General features: G+C 58.2%; 16 protein-coding genes and 4 tRNA genes. All 20 read left to right on the forward strand.

The window, feature by feature from the left end; all coding sequences use genetic code 11:
- Positions 1-106: 106 nt before the first annotated feature.
- The 20 genes from birA (at position 107) to tuf (F3J45_RS13465) (ending at position 20720) form a co-directional block, all read left to right on the forward strand.
- Positions 107-1252 (forward strand): bifunctional biotin--[acetyl-CoA-carboxylase] ligase/biotin operon repressor BirA, encoded by a 1146-nt coding sequence (birA, locus tag F3J45_RS13370; protein ID WP_205300512.1) that lies wholly within the window; start codon positions 107-109, stop codon positions 1250-1252.
- Positions 1242-1991 carry a pantothenate kinase gene (locus tag F3J45_RS13375; protein ID WP_167063051.1) on the forward strand — a complete coding sequence of 250 codons (750 nt, stop codon included), beginning with the start codon at positions 1242-1244 and terminating at the stop codon, positions 1989-1991. Before birA ends, F3J45_RS13375 begins: the two co-directional genes overlap by 11 nt.
- A 1-nt stretch (position 1992) precedes the next feature.
- A complete protein-coding gene (locus tag F3J45_RS13380; protein ID WP_205299919.1) occupies positions 1993-2421 on the forward strand; it encodes a hypothetical protein in 429 nt (142 codons plus the stop codon).
- Between the two features lie 153 nt (positions 2422-2574).
- Positions 2575-2658, forward strand: a tRNA-Tyr gene (locus tag F3J45_RS13385).
- Between the two features lie 24 nt (positions 2659-2682).
- A tRNA-Gly gene (locus tag F3J45_RS13390) sits at positions 2683-2756 on the forward strand.
- 29 nt (positions 2757-2785) lie between these two features.
- Positions 2786-2861, forward strand: a tRNA-Thr gene (locus F3J45_RS13395).
- A 78-nt stretch (positions 2862-2939) separates the two neighbouring features.
- Positions 2940-4133 (forward strand): elongation factor Tu, encoded by a 1194-nt coding sequence (tuf, locus tag F3J45_RS13400; protein ID WP_167063054.1) that lies wholly within the window; start codon positions 2940-2942, stop codon positions 4131-4133.
- A 54-nt stretch (positions 4134-4187) separates the two neighbouring features.
- Positions 4188-4263, forward strand: a tRNA-Trp gene (locus F3J45_RS13405).
- 44 nt (positions 4264-4307) lie between these two features.
- On the forward strand, positions 4308-4676 hold the full coding sequence (gene secE, locus F3J45_RS13410) for a preprotein translocase subunit SecE (protein WP_167063057.1): 369 nt from the start codon (positions 4308-4310) through the stop codon (positions 4674-4676).
- A 9-nt stretch (positions 4677-4685) separates the two neighbouring features.
- Positions 4686-5219 (forward strand): transcription termination/antitermination protein NusG, encoded by a 534-nt coding sequence (nusG, locus tag F3J45_RS13415; protein ID WP_003255501.1) that lies wholly within the window; start codon positions 4686-4688, stop codon positions 5217-5219.
- Positions 5220-5338: 119 nt separating this feature from the next.
- Entirely contained in the window at positions 5339-5770 is a 432-nt protein-coding gene (gene rplK / locus F3J45_RS13420; RefSeq protein WP_003255500.1) for a 50S ribosomal protein L11, read from the forward strand.
- The gene (gene rplA, locus F3J45_RS13425; protein WP_103448758.1) at positions 5770-6465 is read left to right on the forward strand and encodes a 50S ribosomal protein L1; all 696 of its coding nucleotides are present in this window, start codon (positions 5770-5772) and stop codon (positions 6463-6465) included. The genes rplK and rplA overlap by 1 nt, the downstream gene beginning before the upstream one ends.
- A gap of 197 nt (positions 6466-6662) precedes the next feature.
- Complete coding sequence (gene rplJ / locus F3J45_RS13430) at positions 6663-7163, forward strand: 50S ribosomal protein L10 (RefSeq protein WP_009681245.1); 501 nt, start codon at positions 6663-6665, stop codon at positions 7161-7163.
- A 78-nt stretch (positions 7164-7241) separates the two neighbouring features.
- Positions 7242-7607, forward strand: coding sequence for a 50S ribosomal protein L7/L12 (rplL, locus tag F3J45_RS13435; RefSeq protein ID WP_003255496.1), 366 nt, complete (start codon positions 7242-7244; stop codon positions 7605-7607).
- Positions 7608-7826: 219 nt separating this feature from the next.
- Positions 7827-11900, forward strand: coding sequence for a DNA-directed RNA polymerase subunit beta (gene rpoB / locus F3J45_RS13440; RefSeq protein ID WP_167063060.1), 4074 nt, complete (start codon positions 7827-7829; stop codon positions 11898-11900).
- Positions 11901-11964: 64 nt separating this feature from the next.
- A complete protein-coding gene (rpoC, locus tag F3J45_RS13445) occupies positions 11965-16164 on the forward strand; it encodes a DNA-directed RNA polymerase subunit beta' (protein ID WP_167063063.1) in 4200 nt (1399 codons plus the stop codon).
- Between the two features lie 211 nt (positions 16165-16375).
- Entirely contained in the window at positions 16376-16747 is a 372-nt protein-coding gene (rpsL, locus tag F3J45_RS13450; RefSeq protein ID WP_003255492.1) for a 30S ribosomal protein S12, read from the forward strand.
- A gap of 106 nt (positions 16748-16853) precedes the next feature.
- Positions 16854-17324 carry a 30S ribosomal protein S7 gene (gene rpsG, locus F3J45_RS13455; protein WP_008089143.1) on the forward strand — a complete coding sequence of 157 codons (471 nt, stop codon included), beginning with the start codon at positions 16854-16856 and terminating at the stop codon, positions 17322-17324.
- 30 nt (positions 17325-17354) lie between these two features.
- Entirely contained in the window at positions 17355-19499 is a 2145-nt protein-coding gene (gene fusA, locus F3J45_RS13460; RefSeq protein WP_167063066.1) for an elongation factor G, read from the forward strand.
- A 27-nt stretch (positions 19500-19526) separates the two neighbouring features.
- Positions 19527-20720 carry an elongation factor Tu gene (gene tuf, locus F3J45_RS13465; RefSeq protein ID WP_167063054.1) on the forward strand — a complete coding sequence of 398 codons (1194 nt, stop codon included), beginning with the start codon at positions 19527-19529 and terminating at the stop codon, positions 20718-20720.
- The last annotated feature ends 66 nt before the right edge of the window (positions 20721-20786 follow it).

Below are 20786 nucleotides of genomic sequence, written 5' to 3' on the forward strand. Positions count from 1 at the left end.
TGAAACGATGCATCGCCGATGGTAGTGTGGGGTTTCCCCATGTGAGAGTAGGTCATCGTCAAGATTCATTTCGCAAAACCCCTATCTGCGCGAGCAGGTAGGGGTTTTGTCTTTTCTGGCGTTTAATTTCTTGAGATACGCGGCGCCTGGCCGATCGCCTCGCGAGCTTTGCTCGCTCCTACCAGGTTGGGCACCCATCCCGCAGGGGATCGCGAGGCGCTGGCAGCCCTTTTCCTATGCAAGCCAACGACCCCTAGCTATCATGCCAGCCTTATTCCAAGTCGAGACTGGCATGCTGAAGTTGTTGAATCTCCTCAAGGATGGCCGGTTCCATTCCGGAGAAGCCTTGGGGGCAGCCCTCGGGGTAAGTCGCAGCGCCGTTTGGAAGCAGCTGCAGCACCTGGAAAGTGAGTTGAACCTCTCCATTCATAAAGTGCGTGGTCGAGGCTATCAATTGGCCGCACCATTGGCCTTGCTCGATGCCCAGGCGATTGCTGCGGCGGCTGAGGGCGAGCAGTGGCCCGTATTCATCCATGACACCATCGATTCGACCAATGCCGAGGGCCTGCGCCTTGCCGGCGAAGGCCAGGTTGCGCCGTTCCTGGTCTTGGCAGAGCGCCAGAGTGCCGGCCGCGGTCGTCGCGGCCGCATGTGGGTAAGCCCTTTCGCTGAAAACCTTTACTACAGCCTGGTGCTGCGGGTTGAAGGTGGCATGCGCCAGCTCGAAGGCTTGAGCCTGGTGGTGGGTTTGGCGGTCATGCGCACCCTGCAGGCTTTCGGTGTAAAAGATGTCGGCCTCAAATGGCCCAACGATGTGCTCGTGGGCGGCCAGAAAATTACCGGGATACTCCTGGAGCTGGTCGGCGACCCGGCGGATGTGTGCCATGTGGTGCTGGGTATCGGCATCAATGTGAACATGCAGGCCAATGAGCAGGTCGATCAGCAGTGGACCTCCATGCGCCGTGAAGTGGGTGCGACAATTGATCGCAATCGCCTCGTGGCCATGCTCAGCCAGCAGCTGCAGCATGAGTTGGCGCGCCATCGCCGCTACGGTTTCGCGGCCTTCCAGGAAGAATGGGAGCAGGCGCATCTGTGGCAGGGCTGCAAGGTGTCGCTGATTGCCGGAACCACCCGAATCGATGGTGTGGTGCTGGGTGTGGACGGGCAGGGCGGTTTGCGCCTTGAGGTCGATGGCGTGGAGAAGAGCTTCAGTGGTGGTGAGCTCAGTTTGAGGTTGCGTGATGATTCTTGAGCTCGATTGCGGGAACAGCTTTATCAAGTGGCGTGTCATCCACGCGGCTGACGCCACGATCGTCGGCGGTGGCATTGTCGATGCCGACCAAGCGCTGGTCGATCAAGTCAGTGCGCTGGCAGTGCTGCGCCTCACCGGTTGCCGAATTGTCAGTGTGCGCAGCGAGGAAGAAACCGCTGCCCTCTGTGCCCTGATTGCCAAGGCATTCTCGGTCACGGCGCGGGTAGCCGAGCCTGCCCAGCAGATGGCCGGGGTGCGCAATGGCTATGAAGACTACCAGCGCCTGGGCATGGATCGTTGGCTGGCTGCGCTTGGGGCGTTCCACCTGGCCAAGGGGGCCTGCCTGGTGATCGACCTGGGCACTGCGGCGAAAGCTGATTTCGTCGCCGCGGACGGCGAGCACCTGGGGGGCTACATCTGCCCGGGCATGCCTTTGATGCGCAGCCAGCTGCGTACCCACACCCGGCGGATTCGCTACGACGATGCCTCGGCCGAACGCGCCCTGAGCAGCCTGGCACCTGGGCGTTCGACGGTCGAAGCCGTCGAGCGTGGTTGCGTGTTGATGTTGCAGGGTTTTGCCCGTACCCAGCTGGAGCAGGCAAAGGCGCTGTGGGGGGATGATTTCACCGTGTTCCTTACCGGCGGTGATGCGCCGCTGGTCCGCGAGGCTGCGCCGCAGGCGCGTATCGTTCCCGACTTGGTATTCGTTGGCCTGGCAATGGCCTGCCCATTGAGCTGAGGTGCTTATGCGTTGGTTGTTTCTGCTGTTGCTGGTGCTCAACGTCTTCTATTACGTCTGGCACCAACAGGAAGCCCCGCTCAAGGCCAAGGATGTAGCGCCGCTGTCGCTCTATAAAGGAAGCCAGCAGGAAATCCGCCTGTTACGCGAAACGGGCTCCGCTACGCCCCGGCGCCGGGATGAATGCCTGGTAGTCGGTGGCCTGGCGCGGCGCGAACAGCTCGATGAGCTGCGCCAACGCCTGCTGAGCCTGGATATTTCGGCTTTGCCAGTGTCTGGGCAGCTGCCAGGAGCAGATGGCTTGTGGCTCAAGATTGCCCCTGAAAGCGAGCGTTTGCTGGACCAAACCGTCCTCGCCACTCTTTCCAACGATTTCAAAGACTTAAAACATAAAATTATTTTCTGCCAGGGTATTGCAACTGGCGAATAGCTTGATAGAATGGCGCCCGCTTCACAGGGAACACCACTTAGGTGGCAGAACTGGAAGCGAGTGTCAAAGCAGCTAAGTTTCAGATTTGATTGAAAAAATTTGAAAAAAAGCTTGACACTAGGACGGCAGCAACATAGAATGCCGGCCACATCTGGAGGGATTCCCGAGCGGTCAAAGGGGACGGACTGTAAATCCGTTGCGAGAGCTTCGAAGGTTCGAATCCTTCTCCCTCCACCAGTTTTAGCGAGAGCCGCAAGCTCCGCGGGTATAGTTTAGTGGTAGAACCTCAGCCTTCCAAGCTGATGATGCGGGTTCGATTCCCGCTACCCGCTCCAAGTTTGCTGGATTTTGCACAAAGTGTTTCGCTCTTGTAGCTCAGTTGGTAGAGCACACCCTTGGTAAGGGTGAGGTCAGCGGTTCAAGTCCGCTCAAGAGCTCCATATAAACAAGGCAGATATGAAAATATCTGCCTTTGTTTTATCAGCGTAAGACTATTTCTTCTGCGGAGGATTGTATCGATGGCTAAGGAAAAGTTTGATCGTTCTCTTCCCCACGTCAACGTCGGCACTATCGGCCACGTCGACCACGGTAAGACCACTCTGACCGCAGCTCTGACTCGCGTCTGCTCCGAAGTTTTCGGTTCGGCAGTCGTTGAGTTCGACAAGATCGACTCGGCTCCGGAAGAAAAAGCGCGCGGTATCACCATCAACACCGCTCACGTCGAGTACAACTCGAACATTCGTCACTACGCTCACGTTGACTGCCCAGGTCACGCTGACTACGTGAAGAACATGATCACCGGTGCTGCCCAGATGGACGGCGCGATCCTGGTTTGCTCGGCCGCCGATGGTCCGATGCCACAAACCCGTGAGCACATCCTGCTGTCCCGTCAGGTTGGCGTTCCGTACATCGTGGTCTTCCTGAACAAGGCTGACCTGGTAGACGACGCTGAGCTGCTGGAACTGGTCGAGATGGAAGTTCGCGACCTGCTGTCCACCTACGACTTCCCAGGCGACGACACCCCGATCATCATCGGTTCGGCTCGTATGGCGCTGGAAGGCAAAGACGACAACGAAATGGGCACTACCGCTGTTAAGAAGCTGGTAGAAACTCTGGATGCCTACATCCCTGAGCCAGTTCGTGCCATCGACCAGCCATTCCTGATGCCGATCGAAGACGTATTCTCGATCTCGGGTCGTGGTACCGTTGTTACCGGCCGTATCGAGCGTGGTATCGTCAAGGTTCAAGACCCACTGGAAATCGTTGGTCTGCGTGACACCACCACCACCACCTGCACCGGCGTTGAGATGTTCCGCAAGCTGCTGGACGAAGGTCGTGCTGGCGAGAACTGCGGCGTTCTGCTGCGTGGTACCAAGCGTGACGACGTTGAGCGTGGCCAGGTTCTGGTCAAGCCAGGTTCGGTCAAGCCGCACACCAAGTTCACCGCAGAAGTCTACGTTCTGTCGAAGGAAGAAGGCGGTCGTCACACTCCGTTCTTCAAAGGCTACCGTCCTCAGTTCTACTTCCGTACCACTGACGTGACCGGTAACTGCGAACTGCCGGAAGGCGTTGAAATGGTAATGCCAGGCGACAACATCCAAATGGTTGTCACCCTGATCAAGACCATCGCAATGGAAGACGGTCTGCGCTTCGCCATCCGTGAAGGCGGTCGTACCGTCGGCGCCGGCGTCGTAGCAAAGATTATTGAATAAGTAGTTGATTTCTTTGATCGGGCCGGTATAATAGCCGGCCTGATACAGCGTTACAGGTCAGTAGCTCAATTGGCAGAGCGACGGTCTCCAAAACCGTAGGTTGGGGGTTCGATTCCCTCCTGACCTGCCATTTCACCTCGGTGTGATGGCTTTCTTCTTACAGGATCCTCCTCGATGACTCCCAAAACTGAAGCCCAAGATTCGCGTTTCGATCTGTTCAAGTGGCTGGCTGTAGTGGCTTTGGTGGTTGTCGGTGTCGTGGGTAATCAGTATTACTCCGCATCCCCGATCCTGTACCGCGTCCTTGCACTTCTCGCCCTGGCTGCTGTCGCTGGCTTCGTAGCCCTGCAGACCGCGAAGGGTAAGTCGTTCTTTACGCTGGCGAAGGAAGCGCGTGCCGAGATTCGTAAAGTCGTGTGGCCGACCCGCCAGGAAACCACCCAGACCACGCTGATTGTCGTGGCTGTCGTGCTGGTTATGGCACTGCTGCTGTGGGGTCTTGATTCCCTGCTCGGCTGGGCGGTCTCCCTGATCGTTGGCTAAAGGTGTCCCGTGGCTAAGCGTTGGTATGTTGTGCATGCTTACTCGGGTTACGAGAAGCATGTAATGCGCTCCCTGATCGAGCGCGTCAAGCTGGCTGGCATGGAAGACGGTTTCGGCGAGATCTTGGTTCCGACCGAAGAAGTCGTTGAGATGCGCAATGGCCAGAAGCGCAAGAGTGAGCGTAAATTCTTCCCTGGCTATGTACTGGTCCAGATGGAGATGAACGAAGGGACTTGGCACTTGGTCAAGGACACCCCTCGTGTGATGGGCTTTATCGGCGGCACGGCAGACAAGCCTGCGCCAATCACCGATAAAGAAGCCGAGGCTATCCTGCGTCGCGTTGCCGACGGCAGCGACAAGCCGAAGCCGAAGACGCTGTTCGAGCCAGGTGAAGTGGTTCGAGTCATTGACGGTCCGTTCGCTGACTTCAATGGTAGTGTCGAAGAGGTTAACTACGAAAAGAGCCGCCTGCAGGTTGCAGTGCTCATTTTCGGTCGCTCTACTCCGGTGGAGCTCGAGTTCAGCCAGGTCGAAAAGGTCTAGGCGGACACAGCATCCCATACCCCGCAGCCCTGTGTGCTGCGGGGTTTTGTCGTCACTGGGATAAAACGCAAGTCATCCGGGGAGCCATCTGGCGTTCGTACCCGATTTTGGAGTAGCTCATGGCTAAGAAGATTCAGGCTTACATCAAGCTGCAAGTTAAGGCCGGCCAGGCCAACCCAAGCCCACCCGTTGGTCCAGCTCTGGGCCAACACGGTGTGAACATCATGGAATTCTGCAAGGCCTTCAACGCCCGTACCCAGGGTCAAGAAGCCGGCCTGCCGACTCCAGTAATCATCACTGTTTACAGCGACCGTAGCTTCACCTTCGAGACCAAGAGCACCCCTGCCTCGGTTCTGCTGAAGAAAGCTGCTGGCCTGACCAGTGGTTCGGCTCGCCCGAACACCGTTAAAGTCGGTACCGTTACCCGTGCTCAGCTGGAAGATATCGCCAAGGCTAAACAGGCTGATCTGACCGCCGCTGACCTGGACGCAGCTGTACGCACCATCGCTGGCTCTGCCCGCAGCATGGGCCTGAACGTGGAGGGTGTGTAATGGCTAAGCTGACCAAGCGCCAAAAGGCAATCGCCGAGAAAATCGAAGCAGGCAAGGCCTACAACTTCGAAGAAGCCGCAACCCTGCTCGCTTCGCTGCCGGCTGCCAAATTCGTAGAGTCCTACGACATCGCCGTTAACCTCGGTGTTGACCCACGTAAATCCGACCAGGTCGTTCGTAGCGCTACCGTGCTGCCACACGGCACTGGCAAGACCGTACGTGTTGCTGTCTTCACCCAGGGTCCAGCTGCTGAAGCCGCTCTGGCTGCCGGCGCTGACCGCGTAGGTATGGACGATCTGGCTGCCGAAATGAAAGGCGGCGACCTGAACTATGACGTCGTCATCGCATCGCCTGATGCCATGCGCGTTGTAGGTCAGCTGGGTCAGGTTCTGGGTCCTCGCGGCCTGATGCCTAACCCGAAAGTAGGTACCGTGACTCCAGACGTAGCCGGCGCTGTCAAAAACGCCAAGGCTGGTCAGGTTCGCTACCGTACCGACAAGAACGGTATCATCCACACCTCCGTTGGCAAAATCGGCTTCGAAGCTGACAAGCTGAAGGAAAACGTTGAAGCCCTGATCGCTGACCTGAAGCGTATCAAGCCAGCTTCCTCGAAAGGTATCTACGTTAAGCGTGTTACCCTGAGCACCACCATGGGCCCAGGTCTGGTCATCGATCAGAGCTCGCTGAACGTGTAAGAACTTGGTGGCGCGACCTGTCGCGCCACCCGCAAAAATTGGGGTCCCTGCCTGGCGGGGGCTATCCAAGACCGTAGGCGGCGCAAGCCTTAAAACCCCAGCCCACGCAGATGGTGCTCCCGATTCGTTACCGAATCAGACACCAAAACGACATCCGGCTTCGGCCAGATGAAACGGTAAAAACCAGGAGTAAACCCGTGGCAATTAAACTCGAAGACAAGAAGGCCATCGTCGCTGAAGTCAACGAGGCTGCCAAAGTCGCTCTGTCCGCTGTCGTGGCCGATGCCCGTGGTGTGACTGTAGGCGCAATGACCGGACTCCGTAAAGAGGCCCGCGAAGCTGGCGTATACGTGCGTGTCGTACGTAACACCCTGCTCAAGCGCGCTGTTGAAGGCACCGAATTTTCGATCCTCAACGACGCGTTCAAAGGCCCGACCCTGATTGCTTTCTCCAACGAACACCCGGGCGCTGCTGCTCGTCTGTTCAAAGAGTTCGCCAAGGGTCAGGACAAGTTCGAGATCAAGGCAGCTGCGTTTGACGGCAATTTCATTGCAGCGAACCAGATCGACGTGTTGGCTACCCTGCCGACCCGCGACGAAGCTATTGCGAAACTGATGAGCGTGATCCAAGGCGCTACCAGCAAGCTGGCTCGTACTCTGGCAGCCATTCGCGACCAGAAAGAAGCTACCGCTGCCTAAGGCACGCGAAACTCTTTCAAAATCATACGTTTAATTTGATGGCTGCGTAGGCTGTCACCCCAATACAGGATTTAAGTCATGTCTCTGACTAACGAACAAATCATCGAAGCAATCGGCCAGAAAACCGTTCTGGAAGTTGTTGAGCTGATCAAAGCAATGGAAGAAACCTTCGGCGTTACCGCTGCTGTTGCCGCTGCTGGCCCAGCTGCTGCTGCTGCCGTTGTTGAAGAGCAGACCGAGTTCAACGTTGTTCTGGTTGAAGCCGGCGACAAGAAAGTGAACGTGATCAAAGCCGTTCGCGAACTGACCGGTCTGGGCCTGAAAGAAGCCAAAGAGAAAGTCGACGGCGCTCCTCAGGTTGTAGCTGAAGGCGTTTCGAAAGAAGCCGCTGAAGACGCTAAGAAGAAGCTGGAAGAAGCAGGCGCTAAAGTCGAGCTGAAGTAATCTCGACTTTGCGATGCCAGCCTGAGCGTTGAGCGAAAGGCTGATGGCTGGTGGCTTATGCCACCGGCCTTTTTCCGTTATTGGTGGCTGGTCAATCCGGCCCCGATAACACGCTGCAAGACACCCATGTGGGTGCGCAAACCAAGGGGTTTGCACGATTTTCTGGCTGCTCCCGCCGGGAGAAGCCAAACAAGCAGGTGACCAAGCTGGGGAACGCTGATGGCTTACTCATACACTGAGAAAAAACGTATCCGCAAGGACTTTAGCAAGTTGCCGGACGTCATGGATGTGCCATACCTTCTGGCCATCCAGCTGGATTCGTATCGCGAATTCCTGCAAGCGGGAGCATCCAAGGATCAGTTCCGTGACGTCGGCCTGCACGCGGCCTTCAAGTCGGTATTCCCGATCATCAGCTACTCCGGCAATGCTGCCCTGGAGTACGTAGGCTACCGCCTGGGCGATCCCGCCTTCGATGTGAAGGAATGTGTCCTGCGTGGCGTGACCTTCGCGGTCCCACTGCGGGTCAAGGTGCGCCTGATCATCTTCGACAAGGAATCGTCGAACAAAGCGATCAAGGACATCAAAGAGCAAGAAGTCTACATGGGTGAAATCCCCCTGATGACTGAGAACGGTACCTTCGTAATCAACGGTACCGAACGAGTAATCGTTTCCCAGCTGCACCGTTCGCCTGGTGTGTTCTTCGACCACGACCGTGGCAAGACGCACAGCTCCGGCAAGCTGCTGTACTCCGCTCGCATCATCCCTTACCGCGGTTCCTGGTTGGACTTCGAGTTCGACCCGAAAGACTGCGTGTTCGTGCGTATCGACCGTCGCCGCAAACTGCCGGCCTCGGTACTGCTGCGCGCGCTGGGCTATAGCACTGAAGAAGTGCTCAACACCTTCTACACCACCAACGTGTTCCACATTTCCGGCGAGAAACTCAGCCTGGAACTGGTGCCTCAGCGTCTGCGTGGTGAAGTTGCGGTCATGGACATCCTTGACGGCAGCGGCAAGGTCATCGTCGAGCAGGGCCGCCGTATTACCGCGCGCCACGTCAATCAGCTCGAGAAGGCCGGTGTCAGCCAGCTGGACGTGCCGATGGAGTACGTGCTCGGCCGCACCACCGCCAAGGCCATCGTTCACCCGGCCACCGGCGAGATCCTGGCCGAGTGCAACACCGAGCTGACCACCGAGCTGCTGATCAAGATCGCCAAGGCTCAGGTCGTTCGCATCGAGACCCTGTACACCAACGACATCGACTGCGGTCCGTTCATCTCGGATACCCTGAAGATCGACACCACCAGCAACCAGCTGGAAGCGTTGGTCGAGATCTACCGCATGATGCGTCCAGGCGAGCCGCCGACCAAGGATGCTGCCGAAACCCTGTTCAACAACCTGTTCTTCAGCGCCGAGCGTTACGACCTGTCCGCCGTTGGCCGCATGAAGTTCAACCGTCGTATCGGTCGTACCGAGATCGAAGGTTCGGGCGTGCTGAGCAAGGAAGACATCGTCGAGGTTCTCAAGACCCTGGTCGATATCCGTAACGGCAAAGGCATCGTCGACGACATCGACCACCTGGGTAACCGTCGCGTTCGTTGCGTTGGCGAGATGGCCGAGAACCAGTTCCGCGTTGGCCTGGTACGTGTAGAGCGTGCGGTCAAGGAACGTCTGTCGATGGCCGAAAGCGAAGGCCTGATGCCGCAAGACCTGATCAACGCCAAGCCGGTAGCGGCGGCGGTGAAAGAGTTCTTCGGTTCCAGCCAGCTCTCGCAGTTCATGGACCAGAACAACCCGCTCTCCGAGATCACCCACAAGCGCCGCGTCTCCGCACTCGGCCCAGGTGGTCTGACCCGTGAGCGCGCCGGCTTCGAAGTCCGTGACGTACACCCGACCCACTACGGCCGCGTGTGCCCGATCGAGACTCCTGAAGGTCCGAACATCGGTCTGATCAACTCCCTGGCAGCCTATGCCCGCACCAACCAGTACGGCTTCCTGGAAAGCCCGTACCGCGTGGTGAAGGAAGGCGTTGTCAGCGACGACATCGTGTTCCTGTCGGCTATCGAAGAAGCCGATCACGTCATCGCCCAGGCTTCGGCCGCGATGAACGAGAAGAAGCAGCTGATCGATGAGCTGGTAGCCGTTCGTCACCTGAACGAATTCACCGTCAAGGCGCCGGAAGACGTCACCCTGATGGACGTTTCGCCGAAGCAGGTTGTTTCCGTTGCTGCCTCGCTGATTCCGTTCCTCGAGCACGACGACGCCAACCGTGCATTGATGGGTTCGAACATGCAGCGTCAGGCTGTACCAACCCTGCGTGCCGACAAGCCGCTGGTAGGTACCGGCATGGAGCGCAACGTTGCCCGTGACTCCGGTGTCTGCGTGGTTGCTCGCCGCGGTGGTGTGATCGACTCGGTCGACGCCAGCCGTATCGTTGTGCGCGTCAATGACGACGAAGTCGAGACCGGTGAAGCCGGTGTAGACATCTACAACCTGACCAAGTACACCCGTTCGAACCAGAACACCTGCATCAACCAGCGTCCGCTGGTCAGCAAGGGTGACAAGGTCCAGCGCAGCGACATCATGGCCGACGGCCCGTCCACCGACATGGGTGAACTGGCTCTGGGTCAGAACATGCGCATCGCGTTCATGGCGTGGAACGGCTTCAACTTCGAAGACTCCATCTGCCTGTCCGAGCGTGTGGTTCAGGAAGACCGCTTCACCACGATCCACATCCAGGAACTGACCTGTGTGGCCCGTGACACCAAGCTTGGCCCAGAGGAAATCACTGCGGACATCCCGAACGTGGGTGAAGCTGCGCTGAACAAGCTGGACGAAGCCGGTATCGTCTACGTGGGTGCCGAAGTCGGCGCTGGCGACATCCTGGTCGGCAAGGTCACGCCAAAAGGCGAAACCCAGCTGACGCCGGAAGAAAAACTGCTGCGCGCAATCTTCGGTGAGAAGGCCAGCGACGTTAAGGACACCTCCCTGCGCGTGCCTACCGGCACCAAGGGTACCGTCATCGACGTACAGGTCTTCACCCGTGATGGCGTCGAGCGCGACAGCCGCGCCCTGGCCATCGAGAAGATGCAGCTGGACGAGATCCGCAAGGACCTCAACGAAGAGTTCCGCATCGTCGAAGGTGCAACCTTCGAACGTCTGCGTGCAGCCCTGAACGGCCAGGTGGTCGACGGTGGCGCGGGCCTGAAGAAAGGCACCGTGGTCAGCGACGAAGTCCTGGACGGCCTGGAGCACGGCCAGTGGTTCAAACTGCGCATGGCTGAAGATGCACTGAACGAGCAGCTGGAAAAGGCTCAGCAGTACATCGTCGACCGTCGCCGTCTGCTGGACGACAAGTTCGAAGACAAGAAGCGCAAGCTGCAGCAGGGCGATGACCTGGCACCGGGCGTACTGAAGATCGTCAAGGTTTACCTGGCAATCCGCCGTCGCATCCAGCCGGGTGACAAGATGGCCGGTCGTCACGGTAACAAGGGTGTCGTCTCGGTCATCATGCCGGTCGAAGACATGCCGCACGACGCCAACGGTACTCCGGTCGACGTCGTACTGAACCCGCTGGGCGTACCTTCGCGTATGAACGTCGGTCAGATCCTTGAAACCCACCTGGGCCTCGCGGCCAAAGGCCTGGGCGAGAAGATCGACCGCATGATCGAAGAGCAGCGTAAAGCCGCTGAACTGCGTACCTTCCTCACCGAGATCTACAACGAGATCGGTGGTCGTCAGGAGAACCTGGAAGAGTTCACCGACGAAGAGATCATCGCCCTGGCGAACAACCTGAAGAAAGGCGTGCCAATGGCCACCCCAGTCTTCGACGGTGCCAAGGAGCGTGAGATCAAGGCCATGCTGAAACTGGCAGACCTGCCAGAAAGCGGCCAGATGGTGCTGTTCGATGGCCGTACCGGCAACAAGTTCGAGCGTCCTGTGACCGTTGGTTACATGTACATGCTCAAGCTGAACCACTTGGTGGACGACAAGATGCACGCGCGTTCCACTGGTTCCTACAGCCTGGTTACCCAGCAGCCGCTGGGTGGTAAGGCGCAGTTCGGTGGTCAGCGTTTCGGGGAGATGGAAGTGTGGGCGCTGGAAGCATACGGCGCGGCATACACCCTGCAAGAAATGCTCACAGTGAAGTCGGACGACGTGAACGGCCGTACCAAGATGTACAAGAACATCGTGGATGGCGATCACCGTATGGAGCCGGGCATGCCCGAGTCCTTCAACGTGTTGATCAAAGAGATCCGTTCGCTCGGTATCGATATCGATCTGGAAACCGAATAACACGTGACGCGAAGGGGAGTGGGGCAGGTAATGCCCGCTCCCTGCTCCGCCAGGAGGAAAGGCCTTGAAAGACCTACTGAATTTGCTGAAAAACCAGGGTCAAGTCGAAGAGTTCGACGCCATCCGCATCGGTCTGGCGTCGCCTGAAATGATCCGTTCGTGGTCGTTCGGTGAAGTTAAGAAGCCGGAAACCATCAACTACCGTACGTTCAAGCCTGAGCGTGACGGCCTGTTCTGCGCCAAGATCTTTGGCCCAGTCAAGGACTACGAGTGCCTGTGCGGCAAGTACAAGCGCCTCAAGCACCGCGGCGTGATCTGCGAGAAGTGCGGCGTTGAAGTTGCCCTGGCCAAGGTTCGTCGTGAGCGCATGGCGCACATCGAACTGGCCTCGCCGGTTGCCCACATCTGGTTCCTGAAGTCGCTGCCGTCCCGTATCGGCCTGCTGATGGACATGACCCTGCGTGATATCGAGCGCGTGCTCTACTTCGAGAGCTACGTCGTGATCGACCCGGGCATGACCACCCTTGAAAAGGGCCAGCTGCTGAACGACGAGCAGTATTTCGAAGCGCTGGAAGAGTTCGGTGACGACTTCGACGCCCGCATGGGTGCCGAGGCTGTCCGCGAACTGCTGCACGCTATCGACCTGGAGCACGAGATCGGCCGCCTGCGCGAAGAGATTCCGCAGACCAACTCGGAAACCAAGATCAAGAAGCTGTCCAAGCGCCTGAAGCTGATGGAAGCTTTCCAGGGCTCGGGCAACCTGCCTGAGTGGATGGTCCTGACCGTCCTGCCAGTGCTGCCGCCGGACCTGCGTCCGCTGGTGCCGCTGGATGGTGGCCGCTTCGCGACCTCCGACCTGAACGACCTGTATCGTCGGGTGATCAACCGTAACAACCGTCTGAAGCGCCTGCTCGACCTGTCGGCGCCGGACATCATCGTGCGCAACGAAAAGCGCATGCTGCAGGAAGCGGTCGACGCCCTGCTGGACAACGGCCGTCGCGGTCGCGCCATCACTGGCTCGAACAAGCGTCCGCTGAAGTCCTTGGCCGACATGATTAAAGGTAAGCAAGGTCGCTTCCGTCAGAACTTGCTCGGTAAGCGTGTGGACTACTCCGGCCGTTCGGTAATTACCGTAGGCCCGACCCTGCGTCTGCACCAGTGCGGTCTGCCGAAGAAGATGGCCCTGGAGCTGTTCAAGCCGTTCATTTTCGGCAAGCTGGAAATGCGTGGTCTGGCGACCACCATCAAGGCTGCCAAGAAGATGGTCGAGCGCGAGCTGCCAGAGGTGTGGGACGTACTCGCCGAGGTGATCCGCGAACACCCCGTCCTGCTCAACCGTGCACCGACCCTGCACCGTCTGGGTATCCAGGCCTTTGAACCGGTACTGATCGAAGGTAAGGCTATCCAGCTGCACCCGCTGGTCTGCGCCGCGTACAACGCCGACTTCGACGGTGACCAGATGGCCGTTCACGTGCCGCTGACGCTGGAAGCCCAGCTCGAAGCGCGCGCGCTGATGATGTCGACCAACAACATCCTGTCGCCAGCCAACGGTGAGCCAATCATCGTTCCGTCGCAGGACGTGGTACTGGGTCTGTACTACATGACCCGTGAAGCCATCAACGCCAAGGGCGAAGGTCGCGTGTTCGCCGACCTGCAGGAAGTCGACCGCGTATTCCGCGCCGGCGAAGCTGCCCTGCACGCGAAAATCAAGGTTCGTATCAACGAAACCGTGAAAGAGCGTGATGGTTCGGTGGTCAAGAACACCCGCATCGTCGACACCACCGTCGGCCGTGCGCTGCTGTTCCAGGTTGTACCGGCAGGCCTGCCGTACGACGTGGTCAACCAGCCGATGAAAAAGAAAGCGATCTCCAAGCTGATCAACCAGTGCTACCGCGTGGTGGGTCTGAAAGAGACCGTGATCTTCGCTGACCAGCTGATGTACACCGGTTTCGCTTACTCGACCATTTCCGGCGTTTCCATCGGTGTTAACGACTTCGTTATCCCGGACGAGAAAGCCCGCATCATCGGTAACGCTACCGACGAAGTGAAGGAAATCGAGAGCCAGTACGCCTCCGGCCTGGTAACCCAGGGCGAGAAGTACAACAAGGTCATCGACTTGTGGTCCAAGGCGAACGACGAAGTGTCCAAGGCGATGATGGCCAACCTCTCGAAAGAGAAGGTCATCGACCGCGAAGGCAACGAAGTCGACCAAGAGTCCTTCAACTCGATGTACATGATGGCTGACTCCGGTGCGCGTGGTTCCGCGGCCCAGATCCGTCAGCTGGCCGGTATGCGTGGCCTGATGGCCAAGCCGGACGGTTCCATCATCGAGACGCCGATCACGGCGAACTTCCGTGAAGGTCTGAGCGTACTCCAGTACTTCATCTCGACCCACGGTGCTCGTAAAGGTCTGGCGGATACCGCACTGAAGACTGCGAACTCCGGTTACCTGACTCGCCGTCTGGTAGACGTTGCACAAGACTTGGTCGTGACCGAGATCGACTGCGGCACCGACCAGGGCCTGCTGATGACCCCGCACATCGAAGGCGGCGACGTTGTAGAGCCGCTGGGTGAGCGTGTACTGGGCCGTGTCATTGCCCGCGACGTGTTCAAGCCAGGCACCGAGGACGTCATCGTTCCGGCCGGTACCCTGGTCGACGAGCAGTGGGTCGAGTTCATCGAGCTGAACAGCATCGACGAAGTGATCGTGCGTTCGCCGATCAACTGCGAAACCCGCTTCGGTATCTGCGCCAAGTGCTACGGTCGTGACCTGGCTCGCGGTCACCAGGTGAACATCGGTGAAGCTGTCGGCGTTATCGCTGCGCAGTCGATCGGTGAGCCGGGTACCCAGCTGACCATGCGTACGTTCCACATCGGTGGTGCTGCAAGCCGTACTTCGGCTGCCGACAGCGTCCAGGTGAAGAACGGCGGTATGGTGCGCCTGCACAACCTGAAACAGGTTGAGCGTGCCGACGGTAACCTGGTTGCCGTATCGCGTTCCGGCGAACTGGCCATTGCCGACGAGTTCGGCCGTGAGCGTGAGCGCTACAAGCTGCCTTACGGTGCGGTAATTTCCGTGAAGGAAGGTGACAAGGTCGAAGCTGGCGCCATCGTCGCCAAGTGGGACCCGCACACCCACCCGATCGTGACCGAGCTGAAAGGTACCGTGACCTTCGTGGGCATGGAAGAAAACATCACCATCAAGCGTCAGACCGACGAGCTGACCGGCTTGACCAACATTGAAGTCCTGGACGTCAAGGATCGCCCTGCCGCTGGCAAGGAAATCCGTCCGGCAATCAAGATGGTCGACGCCGCTGGCAAGGACCTGTACCTGCCAGGTACCGACGTACCTGCCCAGTACTTCCTGCCGGCTAACGCCTTGGTAGGTGTGGCTGACGGTGCTCAGATCGGCGTTGGTGACGTTATCGCGCGTATCCCGCAAGAAACGTCGAAGACCCGTGACATCACCGGTGGTCTGCCGCGCGTTGCCGACCTGTTCGAAGCGCGTCGTCCGAAAGAAGCCTCGATTCTGGCTGAAGTCAGCGGCACCATCGCGTTCGGTAAGGAAACCAAGGGCAAGCGTCGCCTGGTCATTACCCCGACCGACGGCAGCGATCCGTACGAAGAGCTGATTCCGAAGTGGCGCCACCTGAACGTCTTCGAAGGCGAACAGGTAAACCGCGGCGAAGTTATCTCCGACGGCCCGAGCGATCCGCACGACATCCTGCGTCTGCTGGGTGTGAGCGCGCTGGCGAAGTACATCGTCAACGAGATCCAGGACGTTTACCGTCTGCAAGGCGTTAAGATCAACGACAAGCACATCGAGACCATCCTGCGTCAGATGCTGCGCAAGGTCGAGATCGCCGAGTCGGGTGACTCCAGCTTCATCAAGGGCGACCAGATGGAACTGACCCAGGTGCTGATGGAAAACGAGCGCCTGGCAGGGGAAGACAAGTTCATCTCCAAGTTCACCCGCGTGCTGCTGGGTATCACCAAGGCGTCGCTGTCGACCGAATCGTTCATCTCGGCGGCTTCCTTCCAGGAAACCACCCGCGTACTGACCGAAGCAGCGGTAACCGGCAAGCGCGACTACCTGCGCGGCCTGAAAGAGAACGTGGTCGTGGGTCGTCTGATCCCGGCCGGTACTGGTCTGGCCTACCACAGCGAGCGCAAGCGTCGCCGTGATGCCGACAAACCGCTGCGTGTAAGCGCCAGTGAGGTGGAAGCCGCACTGACCGAAGCGCTGAACTCCAGCGGCAACTAAGTACAGGGCAGGGCCCCGGCAAGCCTCGAACGACCCTCGGCGACATGAAATGTTGCCGATGATCGGGCGAGGAGGGCCGGGGCCTCGTCTTGACTGGGTGCAAGATCCTCCGTAGACTTTTGTACCCTTAAATTTGGTGAGGCTCCGTCTCGCCAATTTTTGGCTTTCTTGCAAGACAATAGAGTCGCAAGACAATCAGTGGAGCTAGTAGATGGCAACTATCAACCAGCTGGTACGTCAGCCGCGTAAGCGTTCGGTCGAAAAGTCCGACGTTCCTGCGCTGCAGAACTGCCCGCAGCGTCGTGGCGTGTGCACCCGTGTGTACACCACCACGCCGAAAAAACCTAACTCGGCACTGCGTAAAGTATGCCGTGTGCGTCTGACCAACGGTTTCGAGGTTTCCTCGTACATCGGTGGTGAAGGCCACAACCTGCAAGAGCACAGCGTCGTCCTGATCCGTGGCGGCCGTGTAAAAGACTTGCCAGGTGTTCGTTACCACACCGTTCGCGGCTCTCTGGATACTTCGGGCGTTAAAGGCCGTAACCAGGGTCGTTCGAAATACGGTACCAAGCGTCCGAAGTAATCGGCCGTTTGCAGACTTCCATTTTTTTGAGTCGATAAGAGTAAGGTCGGGCAGGGGTCGAAGACCCGCGTCCCGGGCTAACCTGAAGACCGTTTGAGGGCTTATCATGCCAAGACGTCGTGTAGCAGCAAAACGTGAGATTCTGGACGATCCTAAATACGGATCCCAAATCCTCGCCAAGTTCATGAACCACGTGATGGAAAGCGGCAAGAAGGCCGTGGCCGAGCGCATCGTTTACGGTGCCCTGGACAAGGTCAAAGAGCGCAAGAACAGCGACCCCCTGGAAATCTTCGAGAAAGCTCTCGACGCCATCGCTCCGCTGGTCGAAGTAAAGTCCCGTCGTGTCGGCGGTGCCACTTACCAGGTTCCGGTTGAAGTTCGTCCATCCCGTCGTAATGCTCTGGCAATGCGCTGGCTCGTAGACTACGCCCGCAAGCGCGGCGAGAAGTCGATGGCTCTGCGCCTGGCCGGCGAACTGCTGGATGCTGCCGAAGGCAAAGGTGCTGCAGTCAAGAAGCGTGAAGACGTGCACCGTATGGCTGAAGCCAACAAAGCGTTCTCGCACTACCGCTTCTAATTCAAGCATCAATCATTTTGCGAGGGCTTTATGGCTCGTACTACAGCAATTAACCGCTACCGTAACATTGGTATCTGTGCCCACGTTGACGCGGGCAAGACCACCACTACCGAGCGGATCCTGTTCTACACAGGTCTGAGCCACAAGATGGGCGAGGTGCACGACGGCGCCGCGACCACCGACTGGATGGTGCAGGAGCAGGAGCGCGGTATCACCATTACCTCCGCTGCCGTTACCACCTTCTGGAAAGGTTCGGTTGGTCAGTACGACAACTACCGTGTAAACGTCATCGACACCCCCGGCCACGTTGACTTCACCATTGAAGTAGAGCGTTCGCTGCGTGTACTCGACGGCGCGGTCGTTGTGTTCTGCGGTACCTCTGGCGTTGAGCCTCAGTCCGAAACCGTATGGCGCCAAGCCAACAAGTACGGCGTTCCACGTGTTGTCTACGTGAACAAGATGGACCGTGCCGGTGCAAACTTCCTGCGCGTCGTAGGTCAGATCAAGAACCGTCTGGGTCACACCCCGGTCCCGGTTCAGCTGGCCATCGGTTCGGAAGATAACTTCCAGGGTCAGGTCGACCTGATCAAGATGAAGGCTATCTACTGGAACGACGACGACAAAGGCACCACCTACCGCGAGGAAGAAATTCCTGCGGACATGCTCGAGCTGGCCGAAGAATGGCGCGCGAACATGGTGGAAGCTGCTGCCGAAGCCAACGAAGAGCTGATGAACAAGTACCTTGAAGAAGGTGCGCTGACCGTCGAAGAGATCAAGGCAGGCCTGCGCGCGCGCACCCTGGCCAGCGAGATCGTTCCGGCTGTCTGCGGTTCGTCGTTCAAGAACAAGGGCGTTCCCCTGGTTCTCGATGCCGTCATCGACTACCTGCCTGCTCCGACCGAGATCCCTGCAATTCAGGGTATCAACCCGGACGACAAAGAGCTGGACAAAGAAGACCCGGCTGTTCGTAAAGACGAGCGTCACGCCGACGACGACGAGCCGTTCTCGGCTCTGGCGTTCAAGATCGCGACCGACCCGTTCGTGGGTACTCTGACCTTCGTTCGCGTCTACTCGGGTGTTCTGGCCTCTGGTGACTCGGTCATCAACTCGGTCAAGGGCAAGAAAGAGCGCGTTGGTCGTATGGTGCAGATGCACGCCAACCAGCGTGAAGAGATCAAGGAAGTGCGCGCTGGCGACATCGCTGCACTGATCGGCATGAAAGATGTGACCACCGGCGAAACCCTGTGCAACATCGAGAAGCCAATCATTCTTGAGCGTATGGACTTCCCTGAGCCGGTTATTTCGCTCTCCGTTGAGCCGAAAACCAAGGCTGACCAGGAGAAGATGGGTATTGCACTGGGCAAGCTGGCCCAGGAAGACCCGTCGTTCCGCGTCAAGACCGACGAAGAGACTGGCCAGACCATCATCTCGGGTATGGGCGAGCTGCACCTGGACATCCTCGTTGACCGCATGAAGCGCGAGTTCAACGTCGAGGCCAACATCGGCAAGCCGCAGGTTTCGTACCGCGAGAAGATCACCAAGTCCGGCGTTGAGATCGAAGGCAAATTCGTTCGTCAGTCGGGTGGTCGTGGTCAGTTCGGTCACTGCTGGATCCGTTTCTCGGAGCCAGAAGTCGACGAGAAGGGCAACATCACCGAAGGTCTGGTGTTCACCAACGAAGTCGTTGGTGGTGTGATTCCTAAGGAATTCATCGCCCCGATCCAGAAGGGTATCGAAGAGCAGATGAAAAACGGCGTTGTTGCCGGTTATCCTCTGATCGGCCTGAAGGCCACGGTATTCGACGGTTCGTACCACGACGTCGACTCCAACGAAATGGCGTTCAAAATCGCTGCTTCGATGGCAACCAAGCAACTGGCCCAGAAGGGCGGTGGCGTGGTTCTCGAGCCGATCATGAAGGTCGAAGTTGTAACCCCGGAAGACTACCTGGGTGACGTGATGGGTGACCTGAACCGTCGTCGTGGTCTGGTCCAAGGTATGGATGAGTCGGTCTCTGGCCGCGTCGTCCGCGCCGAAGTACCGCTCGGAGAGATGTTCGGTTACGCAACCGACGTTCGTTCCATGTCCCAGGGTCGCGCAAGCTACTCCATGGAATTCTCCAAATACGCCGAGGCTCCGTCGAACATCGTCGAAGCGCTCATTAAAAAACAAGGCTAATCCCCTTTAGGCAAGAGGTTCACTGTCGTGGCTAAAGAAAAATTTGATCGTTCCCTTCCCCACGTTAACGTCGGCACCATCGGCCACGTTGACCACGGTAAGACCACTCTGACCGCAGCTCTGACTCGCGTCTGCTCCGAAGTTTTCGGTTCGGCAGTCGTTGAGTTCGACAAGATCGACTCGGCTCCGGAAGAAAAAGCGCGCGGTATCACCATCAACACCGCTCACGTCGAGTACAACTCGAACATTCGTCACTACGCTCACGTTGACTGCCCAGGTCACGCTGACTACGTGAAGAACATGATCACCGGTGCTGCCCAGATGGACGGCGCGATCCTGGTTTGCTCGGCCGCCGATGGTCCGATGCCACAAACCCGTGAGCACATCCTGCTGTCCCGTCAGGTTGGCGTTCCGTACATCGTGGTCTTCCTGAACAAGGCTGACCTGGTAGACGACGCTGAGCTGCTGGAACTGGTCGAGATGGAAGTTCGCGACCTGCTGTCCACCTACGACTTCCCAGGCGACGACACCCCGATCATCATCGGTTCGGCTCGTATGGCGCTGGAAGGCAAAGACGACAACGAAATGGGCACTACCGCTGTTAAGAAGCTGGTAGAAACTCTGGATGCCTACATCCCTGAGCCAGTTCGTGCCATCGACCAGCCATTCCTGATGCCGATCGAAGACGTATTCTCGATCTCGGGTCGTGGTACCGTTGTTACCGGCCGTATCGAGCGTGGTATCGTCAAGGTTCAAGACCCACTGGAAATCGTTGGTCTGCGTGACACCACCACCACCACCTGCACCGGCGTTGAGATGTTCCGCAAGCTGCTGGACGAAGGTCGTGCTGGCGAGAACTGCGGCGTTCTGCTGCGTGGTACCAAGCGTGACGACGTTGAGCGTGGCCAGGTTCTGGTCAAGCCAGGTTCGGTCAAGCCGCACACCAAGTTCACCGCAGAAGTCTACGTTCTGTCGAAGGAAGAAGGCGGTCGTCACACTCCGTTCTTCAAAGGCTACCGTCCTCAGTTCTACTTCCGTACCACTGACGTGACCGGTAACTGCGAACTGCCGGAAGGCGTTGAAATGGTAATGCCAGGCGACAACATCCAAATGGTTGTCACCCTGATCAAGACCATCGCAATGGAAGACGGTCTGCGCTTCGCCATCCGTGAAGGCGGTCGTACCGTCGGCGCCGGCGTCGTAGCCAAAATCATCGAGTAATCACTCGACCGATTGAAAAAGGCCCCCGCTCAGCGGGGGCTTTTTTTATTGGGTTGACACTAAATT

The sequence above is a fragment of the Pantoea sp. Ap-967 genome (genome assembly GCF_011752565.1).
GTDB lineage: Bacteria > Pseudomonadota > Gammaproteobacteria > Pseudomonadales > Pseudomonadaceae > Aquipseudomonas.